Origin of the sequence: Rhizobium grahamii CCGE 502 (assembly GCF_000298315.2) — a bacterium.
In the GTDB taxonomy this organism is placed as follows: Bacteria; Pseudomonadota; Alphaproteobacteria; order Rhizobiales; family Rhizobiaceae; genus Rhizobium; species Rhizobium grahamii.
The window spans coordinates 216,358-236,922 of sequence record NZ_AEYE02000003.1 but is presented as its reverse complement, the minus strand read 5'-3'; the positions used below and the strand labels follow the sequence as shown (position 1 = coordinate 236,922).

The 20,565-nt window shown below is 61.0% G+C and carries 20 protein-coding genes; 9 read left to right on the top strand and 11 right to left on the bottom strand.

Translation table 11 applies throughout. The features are described 5' to 3' along the window. Positions 1-66 precede the first annotated feature (66 nt). A complete protein-coding gene (gene argB / locus RGCCGE502_RS02285) occupies positions 67-954 on the top strand; it encodes an acetylglutamate kinase (RefSeq protein WP_016552548.1) in 888 nt (295 codons plus the stop codon). A 17-nt stretch (positions 955-971) separates the two neighbouring features. On the opposite strand, the gene RGCCGE502_RS02280 is transcribed toward argB, so the two are convergent. Next, positions 972-1,745, bottom strand: coding sequence for an isocitrate lyase/PEP mutase family protein (locus RGCCGE502_RS02280; protein ID WP_016552547.1), 774 nt, complete (start codon positions 1,743-1,745; stop codon positions 972-974). After that, complete coding sequence (locus RGCCGE502_RS02275) at positions 1,742-2,821, bottom strand: bifunctional transcriptional activator/DNA repair enzyme AdaA (RefSeq protein ID WP_040673887.1); 1,080 nt, start codon at positions 2,819-2,821, stop codon at positions 1,742-1,744. The genes RGCCGE502_RS02280 and RGCCGE502_RS02275 overlap by 4 nt, the downstream gene beginning before the upstream one ends. Positions 2,822-2,922: 101 nt before the next feature. Between RGCCGE502_RS02275 and RGCCGE502_RS02270 the strand changes: the two genes are divergently transcribed. Both RGCCGE502_RS02270 and RGCCGE502_RS02265 read left to right on the top strand, forming a co-directional pair. Beyond that, positions 2,923-3,630: a pyrimidine 5'-nucleotidase gene (locus tag RGCCGE502_RS02270; RefSeq protein ID WP_016552545.1), complete on the top strand. Its 708-nt coding sequence runs from the start codon at positions 2,923-2,925 to the stop codon at positions 3,628-3,630. Positions 3,631-3,740: 110 nt separating this feature from the next. Further along, positions 3,741-4,379, top strand: coding sequence for an EF-hand domain-containing protein (locus RGCCGE502_RS02265; RefSeq protein WP_016552544.1), 639 nt, complete (start codon positions 3,741-3,743; stop codon positions 4,377-4,379). Between the two features lie 46 nt (positions 4,380-4,425). On the opposite strand, the gene RGCCGE502_RS02260 is transcribed toward RGCCGE502_RS02265, so the two are convergent. Then, the gene (locus RGCCGE502_RS02260) at positions 4,426-5,292 is read right to left on the bottom strand and encodes an LOG family protein (protein WP_016552543.1); all 867 of its coding nucleotides are present in this window, start codon (positions 5,290-5,292) and stop codon (positions 4,426-4,428) included. A gap of 192 nt (positions 5,293-5,484) precedes the next feature. Here RGCCGE502_RS02260 and dapD point away from each other — a divergent pair, with 192 nt between their 5' ends. The 3 genes from dapD (at position 5,485) to RGCCGE502_RS02245 (ending at position 8,282) form a co-directional block, all read left to right on the top strand. Beyond that, positions 5,485-6,345, top strand: a complete 861-nt coding sequence (dapD, locus tag RGCCGE502_RS02255) for a 2,3,4,5-tetrahydropyridine-2,6-dicarboxylate N-succinyltransferase (protein ID WP_016552542.1) — start codon at positions 5,485-5,487, stop codon at positions 6,343-6,345. A 160-nt stretch (positions 6,346-6,505) separates the two neighbouring features. Next, a complete protein-coding gene (gene dapE, locus RGCCGE502_RS02250; RefSeq protein ID WP_016552541.1) occupies positions 6,506-7,699 on the top strand; it encodes a succinyl-diaminopimelate desuccinylase in 1,194 nt (397 codons plus the stop codon). Beyond that, the gene (locus RGCCGE502_RS02245) at positions 7,686-8,282 is read left to right on the top strand and encodes a hypothetical protein (RefSeq protein WP_016552540.1); all 597 of its coding nucleotides are present in this window, start codon (positions 7,686-7,688) and stop codon (positions 8,280-8,282) included. The genes dapE and RGCCGE502_RS02245 overlap by 14 nt, the downstream gene beginning before the upstream one ends. Before the next feature lie 8 nt (positions 8,283-8,290). On the opposite strand, the gene arsC is transcribed toward RGCCGE502_RS02245, so the two are convergent. The 5 genes from arsC to RGCCGE502_RS02220 form a co-directional block, all read right to left on the bottom strand. After that, positions 8,291-8,695, bottom strand: coding sequence for an arsenate reductase (glutaredoxin) (gene arsC, locus RGCCGE502_RS02240; RefSeq protein WP_016552539.1), 405 nt, complete (start codon positions 8,693-8,695; stop codon positions 8,291-8,293). Further along, a complete protein-coding gene (gene truA / locus RGCCGE502_RS02235; RefSeq protein WP_016552538.1) occupies positions 8,673-9,479 on the bottom strand; it encodes a tRNA pseudouridine(38-40) synthase TruA in 807 nt (268 codons plus the stop codon). Before truA ends, arsC begins: the two co-directional genes overlap by 23 nt. After that, entirely contained in the window at positions 9,479-10,414 is a 936-nt protein-coding gene (fmt, locus tag RGCCGE502_RS02230; protein ID WP_016552537.1) for a methionyl-tRNA formyltransferase, read from the bottom strand. The genes truA and fmt overlap by 1 nt, the downstream gene beginning before the upstream one ends. A 122-nt stretch (positions 10,415-10,536) precedes the next feature. After that, a complete protein-coding gene (gene def / locus RGCCGE502_RS02225) occupies positions 10,537-11,055 on the bottom strand; it encodes a peptide deformylase (RefSeq protein ID WP_016552536.1) in 519 nt (172 codons plus the stop codon). Positions 11,056-11,151: 96 nt separating this feature from the next. After that, positions 11,152-12,648, bottom strand: coding sequence for a globin-coupled sensor protein (locus tag RGCCGE502_RS02220; protein ID WP_016552535.1), 1,497 nt, complete (start codon positions 12,646-12,648; stop codon positions 11,152-11,154). 194 nt (positions 12,649-12,842) lie between these two features. Here RGCCGE502_RS02220 and RGCCGE502_RS02215 point away from each other — a divergent pair, with 194 nt between their 5' ends. From RGCCGE502_RS02215 to RGCCGE502_RS02205, 3 genes are all read left to right on the top strand, one after another. After that, complete coding sequence (locus RGCCGE502_RS02215) at positions 12,843-14,069, top strand: DNA recombination protein RmuC (RefSeq protein ID WP_040673874.1); 1,227 nt, start codon at positions 12,843-12,845, stop codon at positions 14,067-14,069. Positions 14,070-14,117: 48 nt separating this feature from the next. Next, on the top strand, positions 14,118-15,017 hold the full coding sequence (locus RGCCGE502_RS02210; RefSeq protein ID WP_016552533.1) for a ribokinase: 900 nt from the start codon (positions 14,118-14,120) through the stop codon (positions 15,015-15,017). A gap of 218 nt (positions 15,018-15,235) precedes the next feature. Beyond that, complete coding sequence (locus RGCCGE502_RS02205) at positions 15,236-17,575, top strand: methyl-accepting chemotaxis protein (RefSeq protein WP_016552532.1); 2,340 nt, start codon at positions 15,236-15,238, stop codon at positions 17,573-17,575. A gap of 72 nt (positions 17,576-17,647) precedes the next feature. Here RGCCGE502_RS02205 and ptsN read toward each other — a convergent pair whose 3' ends face one another. The 3 genes from ptsN to rpoN form a co-directional block, all read right to left on the bottom strand. After that, on the bottom strand, positions 17,648-18,112 hold the full coding sequence (ptsN, locus tag RGCCGE502_RS02200; RefSeq protein ID WP_016552531.1) for a PTS IIA-like nitrogen regulatory protein PtsN: 465 nt from the start codon (positions 18,110-18,112) through the stop codon (positions 17,648-17,650). Positions 18,113-18,176: 64 nt separating this feature from the next. Next, positions 18,177-18,752, bottom strand: a complete 576-nt coding sequence (hpf, locus tag RGCCGE502_RS02195) for a ribosome hibernation-promoting factor, HPF/YfiA family (RefSeq protein WP_016552530.1) — start codon at positions 18,750-18,752, stop codon at positions 18,177-18,179. A gap of 253 nt (positions 18,753-19,005) precedes the next feature. After that, complete coding sequence (gene rpoN / locus RGCCGE502_RS02190) at positions 19,006-20,565, bottom strand: RNA polymerase factor sigma-54 (protein ID WP_016552529.1); 1,560 nt, start codon at positions 20,563-20,565, stop codon at positions 19,006-19,008.

Below are 20,565 nucleotides of genomic sequence, written 5' to 3'. Positions count from 1 at the left end.
CTCTGGATTATTCCATCTGTCAAAAACTTGAGATAAAAGGCCGCGATCAATTCCGCGGGGTATCCCATGAACCAGTCCGAAAGCGAAACCCAGGCACGCCTGCTTGCGCAGGCCCTGCCCTTCATGCAGCGCTATGAGAACAAGACGATCGTCGTGAAGTACGGCGGCCATGCCATGGGCAATGCCGAGCTCGGCAAGGCCTTCGCGAGCGACATCGCGCTCTTGAAACAGTCCGGCGTCAATCCGATCGTCGTCCACGGCGGCGGCCCGCAGATCGGCGCGATGCTGACGAAGATGGGCATCGAATCGAAATTCGAAGGCGGCCTGCGCGTCACCGACGCCAAGACCGTCGAGATCGTCGAAATGGTTCTCGCCGGCTCGATCAACAAGGAAATCGTCGCGCTCATCAACCAGACGGGCGAATGGGCGATCGGACTCTGCGGCAAGGACGGCAACATGGTCTTTGCCGAAAAGGCGCAAAAGAAGATCAAGGACCCGGATTCGAACATCGAACGCGTGCTCGACCTCGGCTTCGTCGGCGAGGTCGTCGAAGTCGACCGCACGCTGCTTGACCTGCTTGCCCGCTCGGAGATGATCCCGGTCATTGCTCCGGTCGCCCCTGGCCGCGACGGTGCGACCTACAACATCAACGCCGACACCTTTGCCGGCGCGATCGCCGGCGCGCTGAACGCCACCCGCCTGCTCTTCCTGACGGATGTTCCCGGTGTTCTCGACAAGCAGGGCAACCTGATCAAGGAATTGTCCGTCGCGCAGGCGCACGCGCTGATCGCCGACGGCACGATCTCCGGTGGCATGATCCCGAAGGTCGAGACCTGCATCGATGCGATCAAGGCCGGCGTCCAGGGTGTCGTCATCCTAAACGGCAAGACCGCCCATTCGGTCCTGCTCGAGATCTTCACCGAGCACGGCGCGGGAACGCTGATCGTTCCCTGAGCTTTGCCGGACCTCTGTTAGCCCGCGGCGGCATAGACCGCCGCGGCTGCCTCTTTCAGCTTCTCCATCATCGCCCGATATGGTCCCGGCCCGTAGCTGACGCGGCTGACACCGAGCTTCGCCAGCGTTTTCACGTCGGGGGCGCCCGGCCGCATCATGATGTTGACCGGCAGCGGCGACGCGGCGCAGACCTTCTCGATGAGACCCTCGTCGATCAGCCAAGGCACGAAGAAGCCGTTGGCGCCGGCGGCAGCGTAAGCCTTGCCGCGCTCGATCGCTTCCTCAACCAGACCGGCATGCTTCGAAAGATCACCTTCGCGCAAGAACAGATCGGTGCGCGCATTGATGAAGAAGGCAAGGCCGCGGCGCTCCGCCATCTCGCGGATGGCGCGGATGCGGGCGACCTGCTTATCGACGGCGTGCAGCCCTTCGCCGCCAACAACCTGATCTTCGAAGTTGATACCGATCGCGCCGGCGTCGATCAGCTTTTCGACATTGGTGGCAGCACCGGCCGGATCGGTGGAATAGGCACCCTCGAAATCGACCGAGAGCGGCAGGTCGTTGACAGCGGTGATCTGGCGGGTTGTGGCGATCAACGCCTCCATCGGAATCTTTTCACCATCACCATAGCCCTGCGCTGCTGCGACCGACCAGCTTCCGGTCGCCAGCGCCTTTGCGCCGGCTTCGGTCACCGCCTTCGCCGTTCCGGCGTCCCATATGTTATAAAGGACGAGGGGATTGCCCTTTTGATGCAAGGCACCGAACGCCTTTGCCTTCTCAGCCTGATTCATTGAATTCCCTCCACAGACAATCTCTTGGATTTCATCTCATTTTCGTGTCGCAAAAGCCATTGCTTGCGCCAGAGCCCGCCGCCGTAGCCGGTCAGCGAGCCATCGGCGCCAATCAGCCGGTGGCAGGGGATGACAATCGCCATCTGGTTCGCCCCGTTTGCGCGGCCGACGGCGCGCACGATCTGCGGGTTTTCCATATCGCGCGCAATGTCGCCGTAGGCGCGTGTCTCGCCAACGGGTATCTCCATCAGCTTCAACCAGACCTGCCGCTCGAAAGCCGTGCCGAAACCCAGCGCAAGCGGCGTCCGGAAGGATGCCGATCTGCCATCGAAATACGCCTTCAGCTCGGCATCGATCTGCTCGATCGCCGGCGTGCGGCCGGCTGCGACGGTAGAGCGCGTCTTGCGCTGCAGCTTGTCTAGCTCAGCAGGCAGCGCCTTGCGGTCGTGGAATTCGAGGAGATGCAAATGCGTCTGGTCGGCCACAGCAACCATGGGGCCGAGCGGCGTTTCGAACCAATCCGCACGCAGAAGGTCGCGTTTCTGCGATAGCGCGGGCGCTTTGCCGATCAGCCGCTGAAATGCCGCGCGGAAGCCGCTGCCCGATTCATACCCTGCCTCGATCTGAGCATCGATGACACGGGCGCCATTCGCCAGCTGCTTCGCCGCCTCGCCAAGACGGCGATAACGGGCGATATCGAGAAAGGTCATGCCGAGGGATCGCTTGAAGGCTCTCCGTACGGTCGAGGGATCGTAGCCGCCCGCAATCAGATCGTCCTCCGTCCATCGCGCTGCGGGATCGCGGTCGAGCGCGGTGAGAAGCTGGTCGACGATCGGCTCCCTGCCCGCCTCCTCCAGAGGCCGGCAGCGTTGGCAGGGCCGAAATCCGGACTGCATGCAGGTGGCGACAGAATCATAGAACAGCGTGTTTTCCCGCTTCGGTTTACGAGCCGGGCAGGTCAGCCGGCAGAAGATGCCGGTTGTCTTGACGCAAACGTAAGCGAGGCCCTCATAGGCCGCGCTGCGGGCAATCAGCGCATCGTAGAGCGCGTTGTCATCGGGCAGGTCAAAGAGCATGAGCCGTTCTATCATCCCTTCCCGGCTGCGTCCGCCGCAAATCGGGCGTCTATTTTTTCTTGCCGATTTCCTTGGGTGGCAAGGCGTGCCATAACGCGAATATGACCAAGATAGATCGCACGCCGACCAAGGCGGACTTCGCGCATGTGACCGAGTGGGTTTTCGACCTCGACAACACCCTCTACCCGCACCACGTCAACCTGTTCGCGCAGATCGACAAGAACATGACGGCCTATGTCGCGACCCTGCTGCAGATGGAGCGGGACGAGGCGCGGAAGCTGCAGAAGCAGTACTACCTCGATCACGGTACGACCCTGCAAGGGCTGATGATCCACCACGGCATCGATCCGAACGACTTCCTTGAGAAGGCGCATGCGATCGACTATTCGAGCCTGACGGCGCAGCCGGAACTCGGCGCGGCAATCAAGGCCCTGCCGGGCCGCAAGTTCATCTTCACCAATGGCAGCGTCAGGCATGCCGAGATGGCCGCAGGCGCACTCGGCATCCTCGAGCATTTCGACGACATCTTCGACATCGTGGCCGCCGATTTCGTGCCGAAACCGGCGCAGGAGACCTATGACAAGTTCACTGCGCTGAAGCGGATCGAGACCGGCAAGGCGGCGATGTTCGAGGATCTCCCACGCAACTTGAAGGTCCCGAAAGCGCTCGGCATGCAGACGGTCCTGCTGGTGCCGAACAACCTCGAGGACACGGTCGTCGAATGGTGGGAAAAGACGAGCGGCGAGGACGATCACATCGACTTCGTGACCGACGATCTAACTGATTTTCTTGCGAAGATTGCCGACTAGATTACAGAAATTTCATCCAGCTTACCGATCTTTAATTGGGCAATTTGCCGCACCGGCCCTACCCTTTCACCTGTAGTCCTCATTGTGATTGCAGATCGAAAGGAATTGAGATGTCACGAAACAAGCTGATACTGGCCGCACTCTCCTCCGTCATGATCGTCGGTGCCGCAGCCGGCACCAGTTTTGCCGCCTCTCACGACAAGAAGCATCATTCGTCGCGCCCGCAACACGCCATGGGCATGATGATGGGGCCGCGCATGGGCGCGATCCGTGAAGTCATCTTCGTTCGCATGCTGAAGCAGTTCGACACGAACAAGGACGGACAGATTTCCAAGCAGGAAGCCAAAGACGGGATGGAGGCAATCTTCGTCGCGATCGATACCGACAAGGACGGCTCCCTGACGCCAGGCGAAATCCGCAAATACCGCGAAGCGCAGATGGCCAAGGTAAAGGCACCCGCCGATGACGCAACGGACGACGATGCTGCACCGATGGCGCCGCCGGCCGATGCAGACAACGCCCAACCGGCACCGCCCCAGCCCGGCTCCGACGGCCGTCCGGATCGCCGCGGCATGCATGGCGGGATGATGCGCGGCATGATGATGATGCAGCGCTTCGATACCGACGAGAACGGCCAGATCTCCAAACAGGAAGCCGAAGCGGCCTTCGACAAGTTCTTCACCTGGATGGACCGCAACAAGGACGGCACGATCTCGCTCGACGACATGCCGGATCGCCCGTTCCCGTAAGCTTGAGCTTACAGAGATCGAAGCCCGCCAACCGGCGGGCTTTTTCTTACTCGTGGTGTTCGTAGAAATCCTGGATGATCTTCCAGGCAGCGTCGGCAGTATCGACAAAGCTGATCAGGTCGACATCGTCGGGCGCAATCGTGCCGAATTCCGCAAGCGCCTCGAAATTGACGATGCTCCTCCAGAACTTCTCGCCGAACAGGATCAACGGCATCTTTTCCATCCGACCGGTCTGGATCAGCGTCAGGCACTCGAAGAATTCATCGAGCGTACCGAAGCCGCCGGGGAAGACAGCGATCGCCTTTGCCCGCACCATGAAGTGCATCTTGCGGATCGCGAAATAGTGGAAATTGAAGCTCAGTTCCGGGGTCACATAGACGTTCGGTGCCTGCTCATGCGGGAGCACGATGTTGAGGCCGATCGAGGGAGCACCTTCATCAGCCGCACCACGGTTGCCGGCTTCCATGACACCAGGACCGCCACCGGTAACGACGACGTACTCATGAAAATCGAAACCCGCCGAATATTTCGAGCACAGACGGGCGAACTTGCGTGCTTCGTCGTAGTAGACCGAGGCTGCCTCGAGGTTGGCGCGCTGCGTCTCGTTTCTCGCCGCCCAGGCGCTCTGGCCCGGCGCCGGAATGCGGGCGCCGCCGAACATGACGACCGTCGATTTGATGCCGCGCTCGGTCAGCAGCATTTCCGGCTTCATCAGCTCCAGTTGCAAGCGGATCGGCCGCAGCTCTTCGCGGCATAGAAAATCCTCATCGGCATAGGCAAGACGATAGGCAGGCGACAACGTTTGTGGTGTTTTCGGCACGGCTTCGGCGCGATGCTTGTCGGTTGCGCTCGTCTTCAGCGGGTCCCAGACGCCGTCCTTGCGCCGCAGCCTGCTGTTTTTTGTTTTTGCCATGTCAAAATGCCTCTCAGTATGCCCGGCAGGTGCTGCCGGTATGTCGTTTCCTGCTTTGAATTGGGAGAGTTACCACGCCCCGAAAAATCATTCCATTTTACCCCTGCATGGGATAGAGCAGATCGCATCCCGCCAATCACAATTCCGGAGGCTTCGGTCTCCACGATAGAGATCGAAGTTTAAGGAATTCCCATGAGCGCCAGCGACCTTTCTTCCCTTGAAAAGACAATCGAAGCTGCCTTCGATAACCGTGACAACGTCAATACGTCCACGAAGGGCGAAGTTCGCGACGCCGTCGAGGCAGCGCTCGAACTGCTCGATGGCGGCAAGGCACGCGTTGCCGAGCGCGGCAGCGACGGCGCCTGGAAGGTCAATCAGTGGCTGAAGAAGGCCGTGCTTCTCTCCTTCCGCCTGAACGACATGGAGGTCGTCAAGGGTGGTTCGGGCAACTCGACCTGGTGGGACAAGGTGCCTTCCAAGTTCGAAGGCTGGGGTGAAAACCAGTATCGCGCTGCCGGCTTCCGCGCCGTGCCGAACTGCGTGGTGCGCCGCTCGGCCTATATTGCCAAGAACGTCGTGCTGATGCCGTCCTTCGTAAATCTCGGCGCCTTCGTCGATGAGGGCACTATGGTCGATACCTGGGCGACTGTCGGCTCCTGTGCGCAGATCGGCAAGCATGTGCATCTCTCGGGCGGCGTCGGCATTGGCGGCGTTCTCGAGCCGATGCAGGCCGGCCCGACGATCATCGAGGACAACTGCTTCATCGGCGCGCGTTCGGAAGTGGTCGAAGGCTGCATCATCCGCGAGGGCTCGGTGCTTGGCATGGGCGTCTATATCGGCAAGTCGACCAAGATCGTCGATCGCGCCACCGGCGAAGTGATGTACGGCGAAGTGCCGCCCTACTCCGTCGTCGTTGCAGGCTCCATGCCTTCGGGCAACGCCACGATGGCGAACGGCCAGCCGGCACCACACCTCTACTGCGCCGTCATCGTCAAGCGCGTCGACGAAAAGACCCGCTCGAAGACGGGCATCAACGAACTGCTGCGCGACTGATCAAGTCTTGGCGTTCCGGCGGTCCGCGCATCCGAAAAGATGCGCGCCGCCCAAACGCTGACGGTCGGACTTGATCCGGCAAAATGAACGGCACATTTCAACAAGGCGGCATCGCCGGCTTGCCTTTTCTTTGCCATTACAGCTGGATAGTTCCACTCCCATGACCGCTACCGATCCCGTCGCCAATCTTCAGACCCTGATCCGCTGCCCGTCCGTCACTCCTGCCGAGGGCGGCGCGCTTTCGGCACTCGAAGCAATGCTGTCGCCGCTCGGCTTCAAGGTGGACAAGGTTACGGCGACGGAACCGGGAACGCCCGACATCGAGAACCTCTATGCGCGGCTCGGCACTGAGGGCCCGCATCTGATGTTTGCCGGGCATACGGACGTGGTGCCGGTTGGCGACGAAGCGGCCTGGACGCATCCGCCCTTTGCCGCCGAGATCGCCGACGGCGAACTCTTTGGCCGTGGCGCGGTCGACATGAAGGGCGGCGTTGCCTGCTTCGTTGCGGCCATTGCCCGCCATGTCGAAAAGCATGGAGCGCCGAAGGGATCGGTCTCGTTCCTGATTACCGGCGACGAGGAGGGCCCGGCGGTCAACGGCACGATCAAGCTGCTCAAGTGGACCGCCGAGCGCGGCGAGCGCTGGGATGCCTGCCTCGTCGGCGAACCGACCAATCCGGACCAGCTCGGCGACATGATCAAGATCGGCCGTCGCGGATCGCTCTCCGGCAAGATCACCGTGCATGGCGTCCAGGGCCATGCCGCTTACCCGCATCTGGCCGATAACGCCGTGCGCGGCATCCTGCAGCTCACCCAAGCGCTGATGGATCCGCCATTCGATGCCGGCACCGACAACTTCCAGCCGTCGAACCTCGAAGTGACGACCATCGACGTCGGCAATCCGGCGACGAACGTCGTACCCGCCAAGGCAACGGCGAGCTTCAACATCCGCTTCAACGACACGTGGACAGCGGAAAGCCTGCAGCAGGAGATCCTGCGCCGGCTCGATGCCGCTGCGGCTGAAGGCGTGTTGCGCCCAGGCCGGCCGCCGCTCAAATACGACATCGTGTGGGCCGAGCGTCCGAGCCACGTGTTCCTGACTCGCAACAATGCGCTGATCGCCTCGCTGTCCTCCGCGGTCGAGAGCGTAACCGCCCAGTCGCCGAAGCTTTCCACCACGGGCGGCACGTCCGACGCCCGCTTCATCAAGGATTATTGCCCGGTCGTCGAGTTCGGCCTCGTTGGCCAGACGATGCATATGGTCGACGAGCGCGTTGCCGTTTCCGACCTCGAGCGACTCACGGTAATCTATGAGACCTTCATCGAGCGCTGGTTCGCGAATGCCGGGCTTTAGGGAAGTTCAATACTATCTTGCCGGAATCTGGCTGCTGATCCGCATGGACCCGCGCGGCTTCCGTTTTCTCGACATGTCGGAGCGCGGCGTCAACCGCTCGTTCTGGGCAATCTTCTGGTGCCTTCCGCCGATGGGTATCTCGTGGCTCTGGTGGCGCCAGGCCTTTCTGCAAACGATGCCGCCGCATACCAATGTCGGCACCCTTTTCTATTTCCGGCTTGGGCTCGTCGAAGCCGCCAACTGGTTCGTGCCGCTGGTCTTTGCGGGCTTGCTGCTGCTCGCCTTCAAGAAGGGCGAGCGTTTTGCGCCTGTGATCGTCAGTGTCAATTGGCTGGGTGTGCCACTTTCCTATATCAACGGGCTGCTGCTGGCGCTGGTCTTCTTCCTGCCGCAACTGGTGGGCTTCGTCTCGCTGCTGCTCTTGGCCTTCATGCTGGCCCAAGTCTTCGCCGTCGCCCGCATCCTCAGGATGATCTTCTACGGCCAGGGCCTGATGGTCGGGGCAATGACGCTGGTGCTGCTGGTCCCGTCGCTGATGCTGTCGGAATACCTGCAGCGCTTTCTCGGTATCTATCCGGTCTAGATCAGGCGCTATTTGCCTCGAACGACTTCACCGTCTTCCTTCGTGAAGGTCCCGATGGCGGCATTCGGCAGGATATCCAGCACAGTCTCCGATGGCCGGCAGAGCCGCACGCCTTTTTCGGTGACGACGATCGGGCGATTGATCAGGATCGGATGCGCGATCATCGCATCCAACAACTGGTCGTCACTCAGCGATGGATCGCCCAATCCAAGTTCATCATAGGGCGTGCCCTTTTGGCGCAGCAGCGCGCGGACGGGGACCCCCATCGCAGCGACCATCTCGGCCAATCGCTCGCGTGTCGGCGGCGTTTTCAAATAGTCGATCACTACCGGCTCCTCGCCGGATTGGCGGATCATGGCAAGGGTGTTGCGCGAGGTGCCACAAGCGGGATTATGATAGATCGTCGTCGTCATCGCGTGCCTCCTTTTCCCGGCGGCGATCGGTGATCACCTCGGGATAATCGACCTGCATGAAATAGAGGCCATCGGGCGGCGCCACCGGGCCGCAAGCCTTGCGGTCGCGGGCATCCAAAGCGGCGCGAACGTCGTCCGGCGTCCACTTGCCTTCTCCCGCAAGCTTCAACGTTCCCGCGAAGGAGCGGATCTGGTTGTGCAGGAAGCTCTGGGCCGTCGCGCGGATTTCGATCAGTTCGCCATTTCTTGTCACGTCCAGCCGATCCAGCGTACGGACCGGACTATTCGCCTGGCAATGTGCGGAACGGAAGGTAGAGAAATCGTGCTTGCCGACAAGGGTCTGCGCGGCGGCATGCATAGCCTCGTGATCGAGAGGTTTCGGCACCCACCAGGCCTTGCCAGCTTCGAGTGCCAGCGGCGCCCGGCGGCTGATGATGCGATAGAGATAATGGCGCCGCAGCGCCGAGAAGCGGGCATCGAAAAACTCGCTGGCCGCTTCCACGTTGATGATCGCGACCCGCTCGCCTGCCATCTTGAGATGCGCGTTCAGCGCATTCTGCAGCTTGAAGGGCGACCATTCCCTGGCAAGATCGGCATGGATGACCTGGCCTGTCGCATGAACGCCGGAATCGGTGCGGCCGGCCCCGCGGATCGACACCGTTTCGCCACTTGCCGAAAGAATCGCCTTCTCAATCGCGCCCTGGACGGAAGGCCCGTTCTCCTGCCGCTGCCAGCCGACATAAGGACCACCATCATATTCGACGATCATGCGGTAGCGATGCATCAGGTGAGCCTCGTCCCTGATGCAAGCGGCGTTCCGCGTAGGAAGTCGGCAGCCTGTAGCGGCTTGCCGCCAGCCTTCTGCAGTTTAGTGAGACGCACGGCGCCGCTTCCGCAGGCGACGACCAGATCGTCGGTCAGCAGGTCACCAGCAATCCCTTGACCTTGTGCGAGCTCGGACGCCAGCACCTTCACACGTTCCGGCTTGCCGCCGATCGCAAGCTCGAACCATGCACCGGGAAACGGCGCCAGGCCGCGAATGTGATTGTGGACGTCGACGGCGTTTTTTGAAAAGTCGATCCGCGTCTCGCCCTTGTCGATCTTGGCGGCGTAGAGCACACCGTCCGACGGCTGGGGTGTCAGGGGCAGCTCGCCCATATCGAGCTTGACCATCGCCTCCGCCATCGCCTTGGCACCGACATGCATCAGCTTGTCGTGCAACTCGCCAGCCGTGGTGTTGGCGCCGATCTCGACTTCACTGGTGAGAGCCACCGGGCCGGTATCCAGCCCCTTGTCCATCTTCATCACCATCATGCCGGTCTTCCGGTCGCCGGCCATGATCGCCCGCTGGATCGGAGCGGCACCCCGCCAGCGGGGGAGGAGCGAGGCGTGACCATTGTAGCAGCCAAGCCGGGTACCGGTCAGGATTGCCTCAGGCAGCAGCAGGCCATAGGCCACGACAACGGCAACGTCAGCGTCGTGCGCCTTGAAGCGCTCACGTTCTTCCGGATCCTTGAAATTCACTGGCGTAAAGACGGGAATGCCGAGCAATTCAGCGGCTTGATGTACGGGCGACTTCTGCAGGTCGAGACCGCGCCGCCCACCCGGCCGCGGAGGCTGCGTGTAGACGGCGATGATTTCATGCCCGCCATCGACCAGCGCGCGCAAGGTCGGAACAGAGAATTCGGGCGTACCCATGAAGATGATGCGAAGCGACATTGTATCTCGCCATGTTGCAGATCGTCACCCGTCTTCAAACGGGCTTACGAGCCTAAGATCAAGTCCATTGGCTTGCCCAGCGACTTCGTCGTCGGATCGCAATCGACTCCCGACAAACCCGCTTAAAGCGCCTTCGCCGACTTCGCTGCCTTGGTGAACTTCTTGATCACCATGTCGCGCTTCAGGCGCGAGATGTGGTCGATGAAAAGCACGCCGTTCAGGTGGTCGATCTCGTGCTGCAAGCAGGTCGCGAGCAAGCCGTCGGCCTGCACCGTCTGTTCCTTGCCGTAGCGGTCGAGATAGTTGACGGTGACGGTCGCCGGGCGTTCGACCTCGGCGTAGTAGTCAGGGATGGATAGGCAACCCTCTTCGTATACCGAGCGCTCGTCGGAGGATGCGACGATCTCCGGGTTGACGAATACGAGGGGCTGCTTCTCTTCGCCTTCGCGGGATACATCGATGACCAGCATGCGGCGCGGTACGCCGATCTGGATGGCAGCAAGACCGATGCCCGGCGCGTCGTACATGGTTTCAAGCATGTCGTCGGCGAGGCGCTGAAAATCGGCATCGACGCGCTCGATCGGCTTGGAAACCTGACGAAGCAGCGGATCGGGGAGAATGATGAGTGGCTTGATGGTCATGGCGTTCCCATAACGCATCTTTTTCCAGGATGGAATTATCCGGCAGGCAGGCGGGGCGCTTTTTTACGTCCCAGCCCGGATTTTCGCCGCATTCCTTTAAGCGGCGCGGCGTGGCGCGACCATCGAGCGATGCTCGACGCCGGTACGGAACCGCTGCAGCAGCGCCACAAGATTGTCGACCTCGCCGCGCAGATGCCGGGTTTCGGCAGAAGTGTTCTCGACCATGCCCGAGTTTTGCTGGGTAATCGTATCCATGTTGCGGATGGCGATGCTGACCTCATTGACGCCGGTTGCCTGATCGCGCGCGGCGGCGGCGATATCGGCAACGAAGCGGTTGATGATGTCGATGCGGTTGATCATGTCGTTGAGCGCCTCGCCGGTGCTGCTGACGATGTCGACGCCCTCGTTCACCTGGATCGAGCTCTCCGAAATCAGGTTCTTGATTTCCTTGGCGGCATCAGCCGTGCGTTGTGCAAGCTGGCGGACTTCCTGCGCGACGACCGCAAAACCCTTGCCCGCATCGCCGGCACGCGCCGCTTCGACGCCGGCGTTCAGTGCCAAAAGATTTGTCTGAAAGGCAATCTCGTCGATCACGCCGATGATCTTGGAGATCTCCGTGGAAGACTTTTCGATGCCGGCCATGGCGGAAACGGCGCTGGTCACAAGCTCGCCGGAGTTCTTCGCCTTCTGCTGCGTTTCGCGAACGGCGCCAGATGCCTTTTCGGCATTTGCCGCCGTCTGGCCGACGCTGACCGAGAGCTGCTGCAGCGCCGCCGAACTTTCTTCGACGCCGGCAGCCTGCTGCGCGGTACGCAGAGCAAGATCATCGGACGCCTTGGCAATCACGTCCGTACCCCTGAGAATCTCACCCGACGTTGCCCGCACGGAGGCGAAGGAGGTGCGAAGTGCGGCGACAGCACGGTTGTAGTCGTCAGCCATGGCCTTGAAGTTGCCCGGAAGATCGGGTGGCAGTGTCGCCTCGAGATCGCCGTTCGAGAGTGCCTCAAGCCCGCGGCGAAGATGATCGAGTGCGATCGCCTGATCCTGTTCGGCCTTTGCACGTTCCGCTTCCAGCGTCCGGCGCTTTTCTTCGAGAGTTTCCAGGTAGACCGAGATCGAGTAATCCATATCGAGCATCGCGGCCTTGATGACAGCTGCCAGCTTCTCGGCCAGGACCTTGCCCTGCTGCCTGCCAAACATGGAAGGCCACTGCTTGGCCATGAGGCCCTTCACGAGTTCGCTCATCAGCAAGGCATAGCCGCCGATGTACCAGCGTGGCTCGAGCCCGATGCGGGCGTGCGTCTTGCCGACCGCAACCACCCCCTTCACATAGGACTCGTCGAAGTTGCCGCCCGCTAGGTTCGCCCAGTGGTCTTCCTGGCGCTTTTTGGCATGGCCCATATGCGCCTTGTCGGCGAAGAAGCTTGCGACATCAGAGGTCTTCGCGAGTTTCGCATAGAACTTGTCCAGTGCGCCACCGAGCAGCTCGGAGATCGTCGGGCGCATCTCCCGCAAGGCCGTGCGCGCTGCATCATCCAGCTCAATGAAATCGAGGCGTTGCTTGAGCGCGCTGTCGGACTGCTGCCTGGTCATGATGTCTCTGCTTTGTGATTGATACGGAAGGGAAAAATTGAGCAGAGCTTTTGCGCAATATGGTTGAGTAATGGTTAAATGAGCTTGTCATTTGTCAGCACCCGTTTCTTCCGTCATTGCGAACGTTTCGAAGTGGCTGTGGGTTGTTCACGTTTTGATCTAGTCATCTCATCCTGATTTGCTATGGTTGCGCCATGAACACCAGCTCTGAGTCGCTCCTCCTCGCCCTGTCGCATATTAGCCCCGCAATGCTGGCGCTCGCCGGCGGCGGAATTGCCGCAATGATCTTGCTCCTGGTCGTCCTCCTTGTCCGCAGTGGGCAGGTGCGACGCGAGCAGGCAGAGGTTGCGAGCCTGCGCGCGGCAGAGGCGGATGCCCGCATGGCGGAACTTCTGAAGATCCAGTCCGAGATGCACGGGCGCATGTCGACGATGGCGGAAGTGTTCGGCTCGAGACAGTCCGAATTGAACCAGGCGATCAACCAGCGCCTGGACGGAATGTCGCAGCGCGTCAGCACGACGATCAGCGAACAGACCAAGTCGACACACGAAAACCTGCAGCGGTTGCAGGAACGTCTCGCCGTCATCGACGCCGCTCAGAACAACATCCAGACGCTGGCAAAGGACGTCGTCGGCCTGCAGGCAATCCTCTCCAACAAGCAGACGCGCGGAGCCTTCGGCCAATCGCGCATGGAGACGATTGTCGCGGATGGCTTGCCGATGGGCGCCTATGCCTTCCAGCAGACGCTGTCGAACGGGTCGCGCCCGGATTGCACGATCCGCATGCCGAACGGCGCGCCGCCGCTGGTGATCGATGCCAAGTTTCCGCTTGAGGCCTGGAACGCGATACGCGATGCCGGCGGACCTGACGGAGCCAAGGTCGCCTCGCAGCAGTTTCGCCGCGACATGGAGACGCATATCCGCGATATCTCGGAAAAATATCTGATCCAGGCGGAGACGCAGGACACGGCCTTCATGTTCGTGCCGTCGGAATCGATCTTTGCCGAGATCCACGAGAATTTCGAAGCGATCGTCCAGAAGGCGCACCGATCGCGCATTGTCATCGTGTCGCCGTCACTGCTGATGCTCTCCATCCAGGTCATCCAGGCGGTGCTGAAGGATCAGCGCATGCGGGCCCAAGCGCATGTCATCCAGGGCGAGGTGGCGAACCTGATGGATGACCTCGGCCGGCTCGACGAGCGCGTCCGCAAGCTGCAGAGCCATTTTTCCATGGCTCAGAGGGATGTCGACCAGATCCTCACCTCCACCGATAAGCTCACCAAGCGCGGCGCAAAGATCGAGGCCCTGGAGTTCGAGGGCGGCGACAATGGCAAGGCCGCGGCGCGCGACAACGACTCCTCGCCTAAATCCGTCGATAGCCGCAGCGGGCTTCTGAAGCTCAGGGTGGTTGACGACGAGTAAGCCCTTCGGGCAGTGTCGCGCCCAAGAAAAACACGGGACGGGACACTCATGATCACAGTTTTCGGCTCCATAAACATGGACCTCATCGCCACCACCGCGCGGTTGCCGAAGCCCGGCGAGACCGTCGCCGGCAACGGCTTCTCGACGGCTGCTGGCGGCAAGGGCGCCAACCAGGCGCTTGCTGCGCGACGGGCAGGACGAACCGTTCATATGGCAGGCGCAGTCGGGCGAGACGGCTTTGCCGAGCCGGCGCTCGCGCTGTTGAAGGAAGCCGGCACCGAGCTTCAGGCGGTCAAGCAGGTCGACGAGCCGACTGGCACCGCGTTGATCCTCGTCGGCGGTAACGGCGAGAACATGATTGCCGTCGTGCCAGGGGCAAACGGCACGATAACGCCAGCCGATGCCGACGCGGCGGTCCGTGCCATGAGCAGGGGCGACATCCTGATGCTGCAGCTCGAAGTTCCGGTTCCGGCCGTCGAACAGGCACTGGCCAACGCCCGCGCCAAGGGCGTGACGACCGTGCTCAACCTTGCGCCGCTGATCGAAGACGCCGCCCGCCTCGGCCGCCTCGCCGACATCGTGATTGCGAACGAGACGGAATTCGAGCGCCTTGCCGGCCAGGAGAACATGGGCGCAGACGACCGCGAGGCCGCATTGAAGCGCCTCAATGCGGAGACCGGGCAGACCCTGATCGTGACGCTTGGCGCCGACGGCGTCATTGCCATTCGCGACGGTGTCGTATCTCGCGCCAAGGGACTGAAGATCGAGCCTGTCGATACGGTCGGCGCCGGCGACACTTTCTGTGGCTACTTCGCCGCGAGCCTCGATGAGGGACTGGATTTCGAAGCATCCTTGCGACGCGCCGCCGTGGCTGGCTCGCTCGCTTGCCTCAAGCAGGGGGCCCAGCCATCGATCCCATCGAGCTCGGAAGTCGCAAACGCGCTATAGGACAGCCTCACCCGCGACACATTGAACCGTTCGCTGCAGGTCCCGTCGATTTTTACAGGATTTCATTCAAATTTAAGAGGTTTTCGGTGATGTTCCAGCCATCACCGGACCTCCCTAGGGGCCGGTTTCTGTAACGGCTGCTCCATGAGGGGGCGACGCCTCCGTCCCCTGTGCCGATGAATGCCCCGTCCGGCACATCCTTGCTCCCCGAGGACTCCATGTTCATCTTTCGCATGAAATCGCTTGCAGCCAAGCTTATCCTCATTACCGGCATTGCCATCGCATTCGTCCTCCTCGTTTCCAATTTCTTCCTCATCGACGAGACGCGCAATCGCGTCCAGACGCTGACCATGGATCAAGCCAATCTCGAAGCGAAGTCGATCGCCAACGAGGTTGCTTCCTCCGTTGGCGAGCTGGCGGGCGCCGCCCGCTCGATGGCCGGCACGATCGGCCGTGGTCAGGAAGGCAAATATCTCGACCGCAAGGCCGTTCTCGACATGTTGAAGGCAAACGTCGAACGCAACCAGTTCGCCTTCGGAAGCTGGTTCGCCGAAGAGCCGAACGCCTTTGACGGCCAGTCGCCCACCATGGCAGGCAAGGTCGAATTCGGCGCCGGCAAGGATGGCACGTTCAACCCCTACTGGACGAAGAGCAAGGATGGTGGCTTCACCTTCTCGACCTTTGATTCCGACTACAAGGCTGCCTGGTACGCGCTCGCTGCGGAGAGCAAGAAGGGCGCACTGTCGCCGCCTTACGCGGAAACGACCACCGGTGAAAACACGGCGATGACCTCGATTGCCTATCCGGTCATGTCCGGTGGTAAGCTGATCGGTGTCAGCGGCGTCGATATCTCCCTGAAGTCGCTCCGCGACAAGCTCTCGACGCTGCATCCCTTCGGTTCCGGCCGCGTCACGCTGCTCTCGCAGACCGGCAAATGGATTGTCTCGCCGATCCCCGAACTCGCCATGAAGGACTACGACGGCGAAGGCGCCGACGCTGTAAAGAGCGCGCTTTCGACACTACAGCCCGCCGTCGTCAAGAACCTCGCCTATGACGGCTATGAACCCTTCGATCGCGTCGTTTACCCCTTCGCCCTACCCGACGTGAACACGACTTGGGTCGTCCTCGTCGACGTCCCGCACACCGCCATCAACGCGCCTGTTCAAGATCAGACCGTGATGATGGTGGTCGCCGGCATTCTCGTGCTCGCCGCGGTCATGATTGCCCTCTACCTCGCCGTCCGTTCCCTCGTCCAGCGACCGATCGGCGGCCTCGTCGCCAGCGTCAAAGCACTTAGCGACGGCAAGTACGAGCAGCCGGTTGCCGGTCAGGAGCGGGCCGACGAGATCGGTTCGGTCGCGAAGGCACTGGAAGGCTTCCGCTTTGCGCTTGCCGACACGCAGCGTCTCGAAGCCGAAGCCAATAACCAGAGGGACGCAGCCGAGGCCGAACGCGGCCGTTCGGAGTCCGAGCGGCAGCAGTCCGTCACGCTACAGCGTCACATCGTCTCGATCGTCGGTTCCGGCCTGTCCGAATTGTCTCAGGGCAATCTCGGTCACCGCATCACCGAGGAGTTCCCGGGCGAATATGCCAAGCTGAAGCAGGATTTCAACGCGGCGCTCGAAAGCCTCGAGGAGACCATCAAGACGATGAACCTCAGCGTCGTGAACATCGGCTCCGGCACGAGCGAAATCAGTGGCAGCGCCTCTGACCTCGCCAAGCGCACCGAACAGCAGGCAGCGAGCCTCGAAGAGACAGCGGCGGCACTGAATGAGCTTACCGCCCAGGTCAACTCGAGCGCCGAGAATGCTCGCACCGCAGCTGATAACGTCAACCTCGCCTGCGAGGATGCCGAAAAGTCAGGTGAAGTCGTGCGCAAGGCGATCGCTTCGATGCAGGGCATCGAACAGTCCTCGACCGAGGTCTCGCGCATCATCAGCGTCATCGACGAGATCGCCTTCCAGACCAACCTGCTGGCACTGAACGCCGGCGTCGAAGCCGCCCGCGCTGGGGAAGCCGGCAAGGGCTTCGCCGTCGTCGCGCAGGAAGTTCGCGAGCTGGCTCAGCGTTCGGCAAATGCTGCCAAGGAGATCAAGACGCTCATCAACACCTCGGCTGTGCAGGTCAAGGAAGGCGTTGATCTAGTCGGCCGCGCCGGCGATACGCTGCACAAGATCTCCGAGCAGGTCATGGGCATCAATGGCCTCATCCGCCAGATCTCGGCATCGGCCAGCGAACAGGCGATCGGCCTGAAGGAGATCAACCAGGCCATGAACCAGATGGACCAGGTTACTCAGCAGAACGCCGCCATGGTCGAGGAGACGACGGCAGCCAGCGTCACGCTCAACGACGAGGCCCAGACGCTGAGGCAACTCGTGACACGTTTCCGCGTATCCGGCATGAGCCATGCTTCGGCGCTGCGCTCGACGGCTCAGCAGATGCGTGCGCCGACCGCCAGCCCTACTTATCGTCAGGCCGCAGCTCCGGCACCACGCCGTGCCGCCCCACAGACACACGGCTCGGCAGCACTTGCCCAGGACAATTGGGAAGAATTCTAGGCCGAGCCCAGCAGCTCAAAACAAGAAAGGCGCCTGAGCAATCAGGCGCCTTTTCCATGGAATGTCGAATGCTCAGGCCGCGTTCGAGGTCTGCTCCTCATTGAGGAACGCATAGATCGCCGACGCGGAGTCGGTCGCGCGCAGCTTGGCAACAAGGTCGTGGTCACGCAGCACGCGAGCGATGCGAGACAAAGCCTTGAGGTGATCCGCGCCAGCGCCTTCTGGCGCGAGAAGCAGAAACACAAGGTCAACGGGCTGATCGTCCAGTGCTTCGAAATCGACCGGCTGATCAAGACGCGCGAATATGCCGACGATGGAGTGGACACTTGCCAGCTTGCCGTGCGGTATGGCGATGCCGTTGCCGACGCCGGTCGAGCCAAGGCGCTCGCGCTGCAGGACAACATCGAAAACTTCCCGCTCCGAAAGTCCTGTGACTTTCGACGCCTTTGCAGCCAATTCCTGGAGGAGCTGTTTCTTGGAATTTACCCTGAGGGCGGGAATTATCGCATTTTGCTGCAGCAAATCTGCCAATGCCATTTTATTTTCCTTCTGCGCCGAGAAAGGGAGGGCGGCAGCCTAACTGCCGCCCTTCGCCTTGACCTCAGCTTTTGATGCTGGCTGCATCGATCCAGCCAATGTTACCGTCATGCCGACGATAAACGATGTTCAATTGTTCCTTGCCGGGGCTGCGAAACAGCAGCAGCGGCTCATCCGTCATGTCGAGCGCCATCACGGCGGTCGCGACCGACATTGTTTTCAGTTGCTTGGTGCTTTCGGCGACGATCGCCGGCGCGAAATCATCCGGGATCTCGTCTTCGTTGTCCGACATGCCATCCATGACGGTATAGGCAACTTCCGCTGAACCATTCTGGTGATTTCCAGAGTAGTGATCCTTCAGCTTGCGCTTGTAGCGGCGAAGACGCTTTTCGATCCGCTCGGAAGCGGCATCGAACGCCAACTGCGGATCCATCGCCTCTCCGGCGGCATGCAATACAACTCCGCTATCGAGATGAAGCTTGCAGTCGGCGGAAAACCGGGCGTTGGCCTTATGTACGATCACTTGACCGGAATACCCTCCGTCGAAGTATTTCGTGACGGCTACACCGATTTGGTCCTCGATCCGCTGACGGAACGAGTCACCAATTTCCATATGTTTACCGGATACACGCACACTCATGGAGTTTCCCTTCTTATGGTAGTTTGCGAGTACCAGTTTACGCCAAGGCTCCCCCTCATCCAAGCACTTCGCACGATCCCAAGCAAGATCGGCCGAAGTTCCCGGCTTCAGGCGCCCTGAGGATGATGGGGATAACTTCCTAGCGCCGTCTACAGCGCCAATTGCGGCGGGCTTCTAGCCAGAAGTTACCAAAATGTCAACAGACTTTTATTAGTGCTTTGAAATACACGCGCTGATGGCTGCGAAATTGCTGTCAAAAGCCCGCGACCTTGGCCAGGGCCTTCTTTTCCCGCCTGCGCTGGACGGAGGAAGCAATGCTCATTGCTTCACGGTATTTTGCCACTGTGCGACGAGCGAGATCGACGCCGCCCTTCTTGAGGATATCCGCTATATCGTCATCCGAAAGCACGGCCTCCGGGGTTTCCTGCATGATAAGCGTCCGGATCTTGTGGCGTACGGCCTCGGCCGAATGGCTGTCGCCGCCTTCGACGGCACTGATCGAAACGCTGAAGAAATACTTGAGCTCGAAGAGGCCGCGTGGTGTCAGCATGTACTTGTTTGACGTCACGCGGCTGACTGTGGATTCATGCATCTTGATGGCATCCGCCACCGTCTTAAGGTTGAGCGGTCGCAGGTGATCGACGCCATGCATCAGGAAGGCATCCTGCTGCCGAACGATCTCGCTTGCCACCTTCATGATCGTCTTGGCGCGCTGATCGAGGCTCCGGGTCAACCAGTTGGCAGTCTGCAGACATTCCGACAGAAAGGCGTAGTCATCGCCACTTTTCGTAACTTTTGAAAAATACGCCTGATTGACCAGAACACGCGGCAGCGTGTCCGGATTGAGCTCGATCAGCCAGCCGCCATCGGCGCTTGCGCGCACGACAACATCGGGCATGATCGCCTCGGACATCCCTGCTTCGAAGCCGGCGCCGGGCTTCGGGTTGAGCTGGCGGATCTCGCTCAGCATGTCGAGCAGATCTTCCTCATCGACGCCGCAAAGCCGTTTCAGTGTCGCGAAGTCACGCCGCGCCAGAAGCTCGAGATTGCCGACCAACGCTTGCATGGCAGGATCAAAGCGATCCTTCTGGCGAAGCTGGATCGCCAGGCACTCCGACAGATTGCGGGCGAAAACACCGGGCGGATCGAGGGTCTGCAGGGCTGCGATCACCCGCTCGACATCGTCGGGGTCGGCGCCCAGGCGATCGGCCGCCTCGGTCGCATCACCGTGAAGATAACCAGCCTCGTCGAGTTGGTCGACGAGATGCTGGGCAATCATCCGGTCGGCGATGTCGGGCAAGACAAAGGGCAACTGCTGGGCAAGGTGATCGCGCAGCGAGGTCTGGCCGGCAACGAAATCATCGAGATCGTAACTGTCTGCCCCATCGCCACCGCCGGGCATCGATTTCCACTGGCTGATCAGCTCCGGCGCATCGGCGCGCTGCGGGGCGCCGTCATCGGGAAAGACATTGGCGTAGTTGGCGTCGAGTTCATCGCTGAGACGGTTTGCGCCCCCGGCGTTGCCGCTCTCGTACCAGTCGCCCGACAAAACCTCGGTCCGGCTATCGTAGCCGTCCTCAGAGGGCTCGTCCGGCTGCGATGCGTAAGTCTCGTCTTCCGCGCCGCCGCGCTCGGGAGCTGCGTCTGCCTCAGTCGACGGAATCTCGAGCAGCGGATTTTTCTCAACTTCCTGGGCAATGAACTGGGTCAACTCAAAATGCGTCATCTGCAGCAACTGGATGGACTGCATCAGCTGCGGTGTCATCACCAGCGACTGGTTCTGGCGCAGAAAAAGGTTGGCCGACAGTGCCAT

What these genes read in the sequence shown, in the direction of transcription:
- argB (WP_016552548.1), top strand. Translation starts at nt 67, where the DNA reads ATGAACCAGTCCGAAAGCGAAACCCAGGCACGCCTGCTTGCGCAGGCC.
- RGCCGE502_RS02260 (WP_016552543.1), bottom strand. Translation starts at nt 5,292, where the DNA reads ATGGCAAAAACAAAAAACAGCAGGCTGCGGCGCAAGGACGGCGTCTGG.
- RGCCGE502_RS02265 (WP_016552544.1), top strand. Translation starts at nt 3,741, where the DNA reads ATGTCACGAAACAAGCTGATACTGGCCGCACTCTCCTCCGTCATGATC.
- RGCCGE502_RS02270 (WP_016552545.1), top strand. Translation starts at nt 2,923, where the DNA reads ATGACCAAGATAGATCGCACGCCGACCAAGGCGGACTTCGCGCATGTG.
- fmt (WP_016552537.1), bottom strand. Translation starts at nt 10,414, where the DNA reads ATGTCGCTTCGCATCATCTTCATGGGTACGCCCGAATTCTCTGTTCCG.
- RGCCGE502_RS02210 (WP_016552533.1), top strand. Translation starts at nt 14,118, where the DNA reads ATGATCACAGTTTTCGGCTCCATAAACATGGACCTCATCGCCACCACC.
- dapD (WP_016552542.1), top strand. Translation starts at nt 5,485, where the DNA reads ATGAGCGCCAGCGACCTTTCTTCCCTTGAAAAGACAATCGAAGCTGCC.
- RGCCGE502_RS02280 (WP_016552547.1), bottom strand. Translation starts at nt 1,745, where the DNA reads ATGAATCAGGCTGAGAAGGCAAAGGCGTTCGGTGCCTTGCATCAAAAG.
- RGCCGE502_RS02275 (WP_040673887.1), bottom strand. Translation starts at nt 2,821, where the DNA reads ATGCTCTTTGACCTGCCCGATGACAACGCGCTCTACGATGCGCTGATT.
- rpoN (WP_016552529.1), bottom strand. Translation starts at nt 20,565, where the DNA reads ATGGCACTGTCGGCCAACCTTTTTCTGCGCCAGAACCAGTCGCTGGTG.
- hpf (WP_016552530.1), bottom strand. Translation starts at nt 18,752, where the DNA reads ATGAGTGTGCGTGTATCCGGTAAACATATGGAAATTGGTGACTCGTTC.
- RGCCGE502_RS02215 (WP_040673874.1), top strand. Translation starts at nt 12,843, where the DNA reads ATGAACACCAGCTCTGAGTCGCTCCTCCTCGCCCTGTCGCATATTAGC.
- ptsN (WP_016552531.1), bottom strand. Translation starts at nt 18,112, where the DNA reads ATGGCATTGGCAGATTTGCTGCAGCAAAATGCGATAATTCCCGCCCTC.
- RGCCGE502_RS02245 (WP_016552540.1), top strand. Translation starts at nt 7,686, where the DNA reads ATGCCGGGCTTTAGGGAAGTTCAATACTATCTTGCCGGAATCTGGCTG.
- arsC (WP_016552539.1), bottom strand. Translation starts at nt 8,695, where the DNA reads ATGACGACGACGATCTATCATAATCCCGCTTGTGGCACCTCGCGCAAC.
- truA (WP_016552538.1), bottom strand. Translation starts at nt 9,479, where the DNA reads ATGCATCGCTACCGCATGATCGTCGAATATGATGGTGGTCCTTATGTC.
- RGCCGE502_RS02205 (WP_016552532.1), top strand. Translation starts at nt 15,236, where the DNA reads ATGTTCATCTTTCGCATGAAATCGCTTGCAGCCAAGCTTATCCTCATT.
- RGCCGE502_RS02220 (WP_016552535.1), bottom strand. Translation starts at nt 12,648, where the DNA reads ATGACCAGGCAGCAGTCCGACAGCGCGCTCAAGCAACGCCTCGATTTC.
- dapE (WP_016552541.1), top strand. Translation starts at nt 6,506, where the DNA reads ATGACCGCTACCGATCCCGTCGCCAATCTTCAGACCCTGATCCGCTGC.
- def (WP_016552536.1), bottom strand. Translation starts at nt 11,055, where the DNA reads ATGACCATCAAGCCACTCATCATTCTCCCCGATCCGCTGCTTCGTCAG.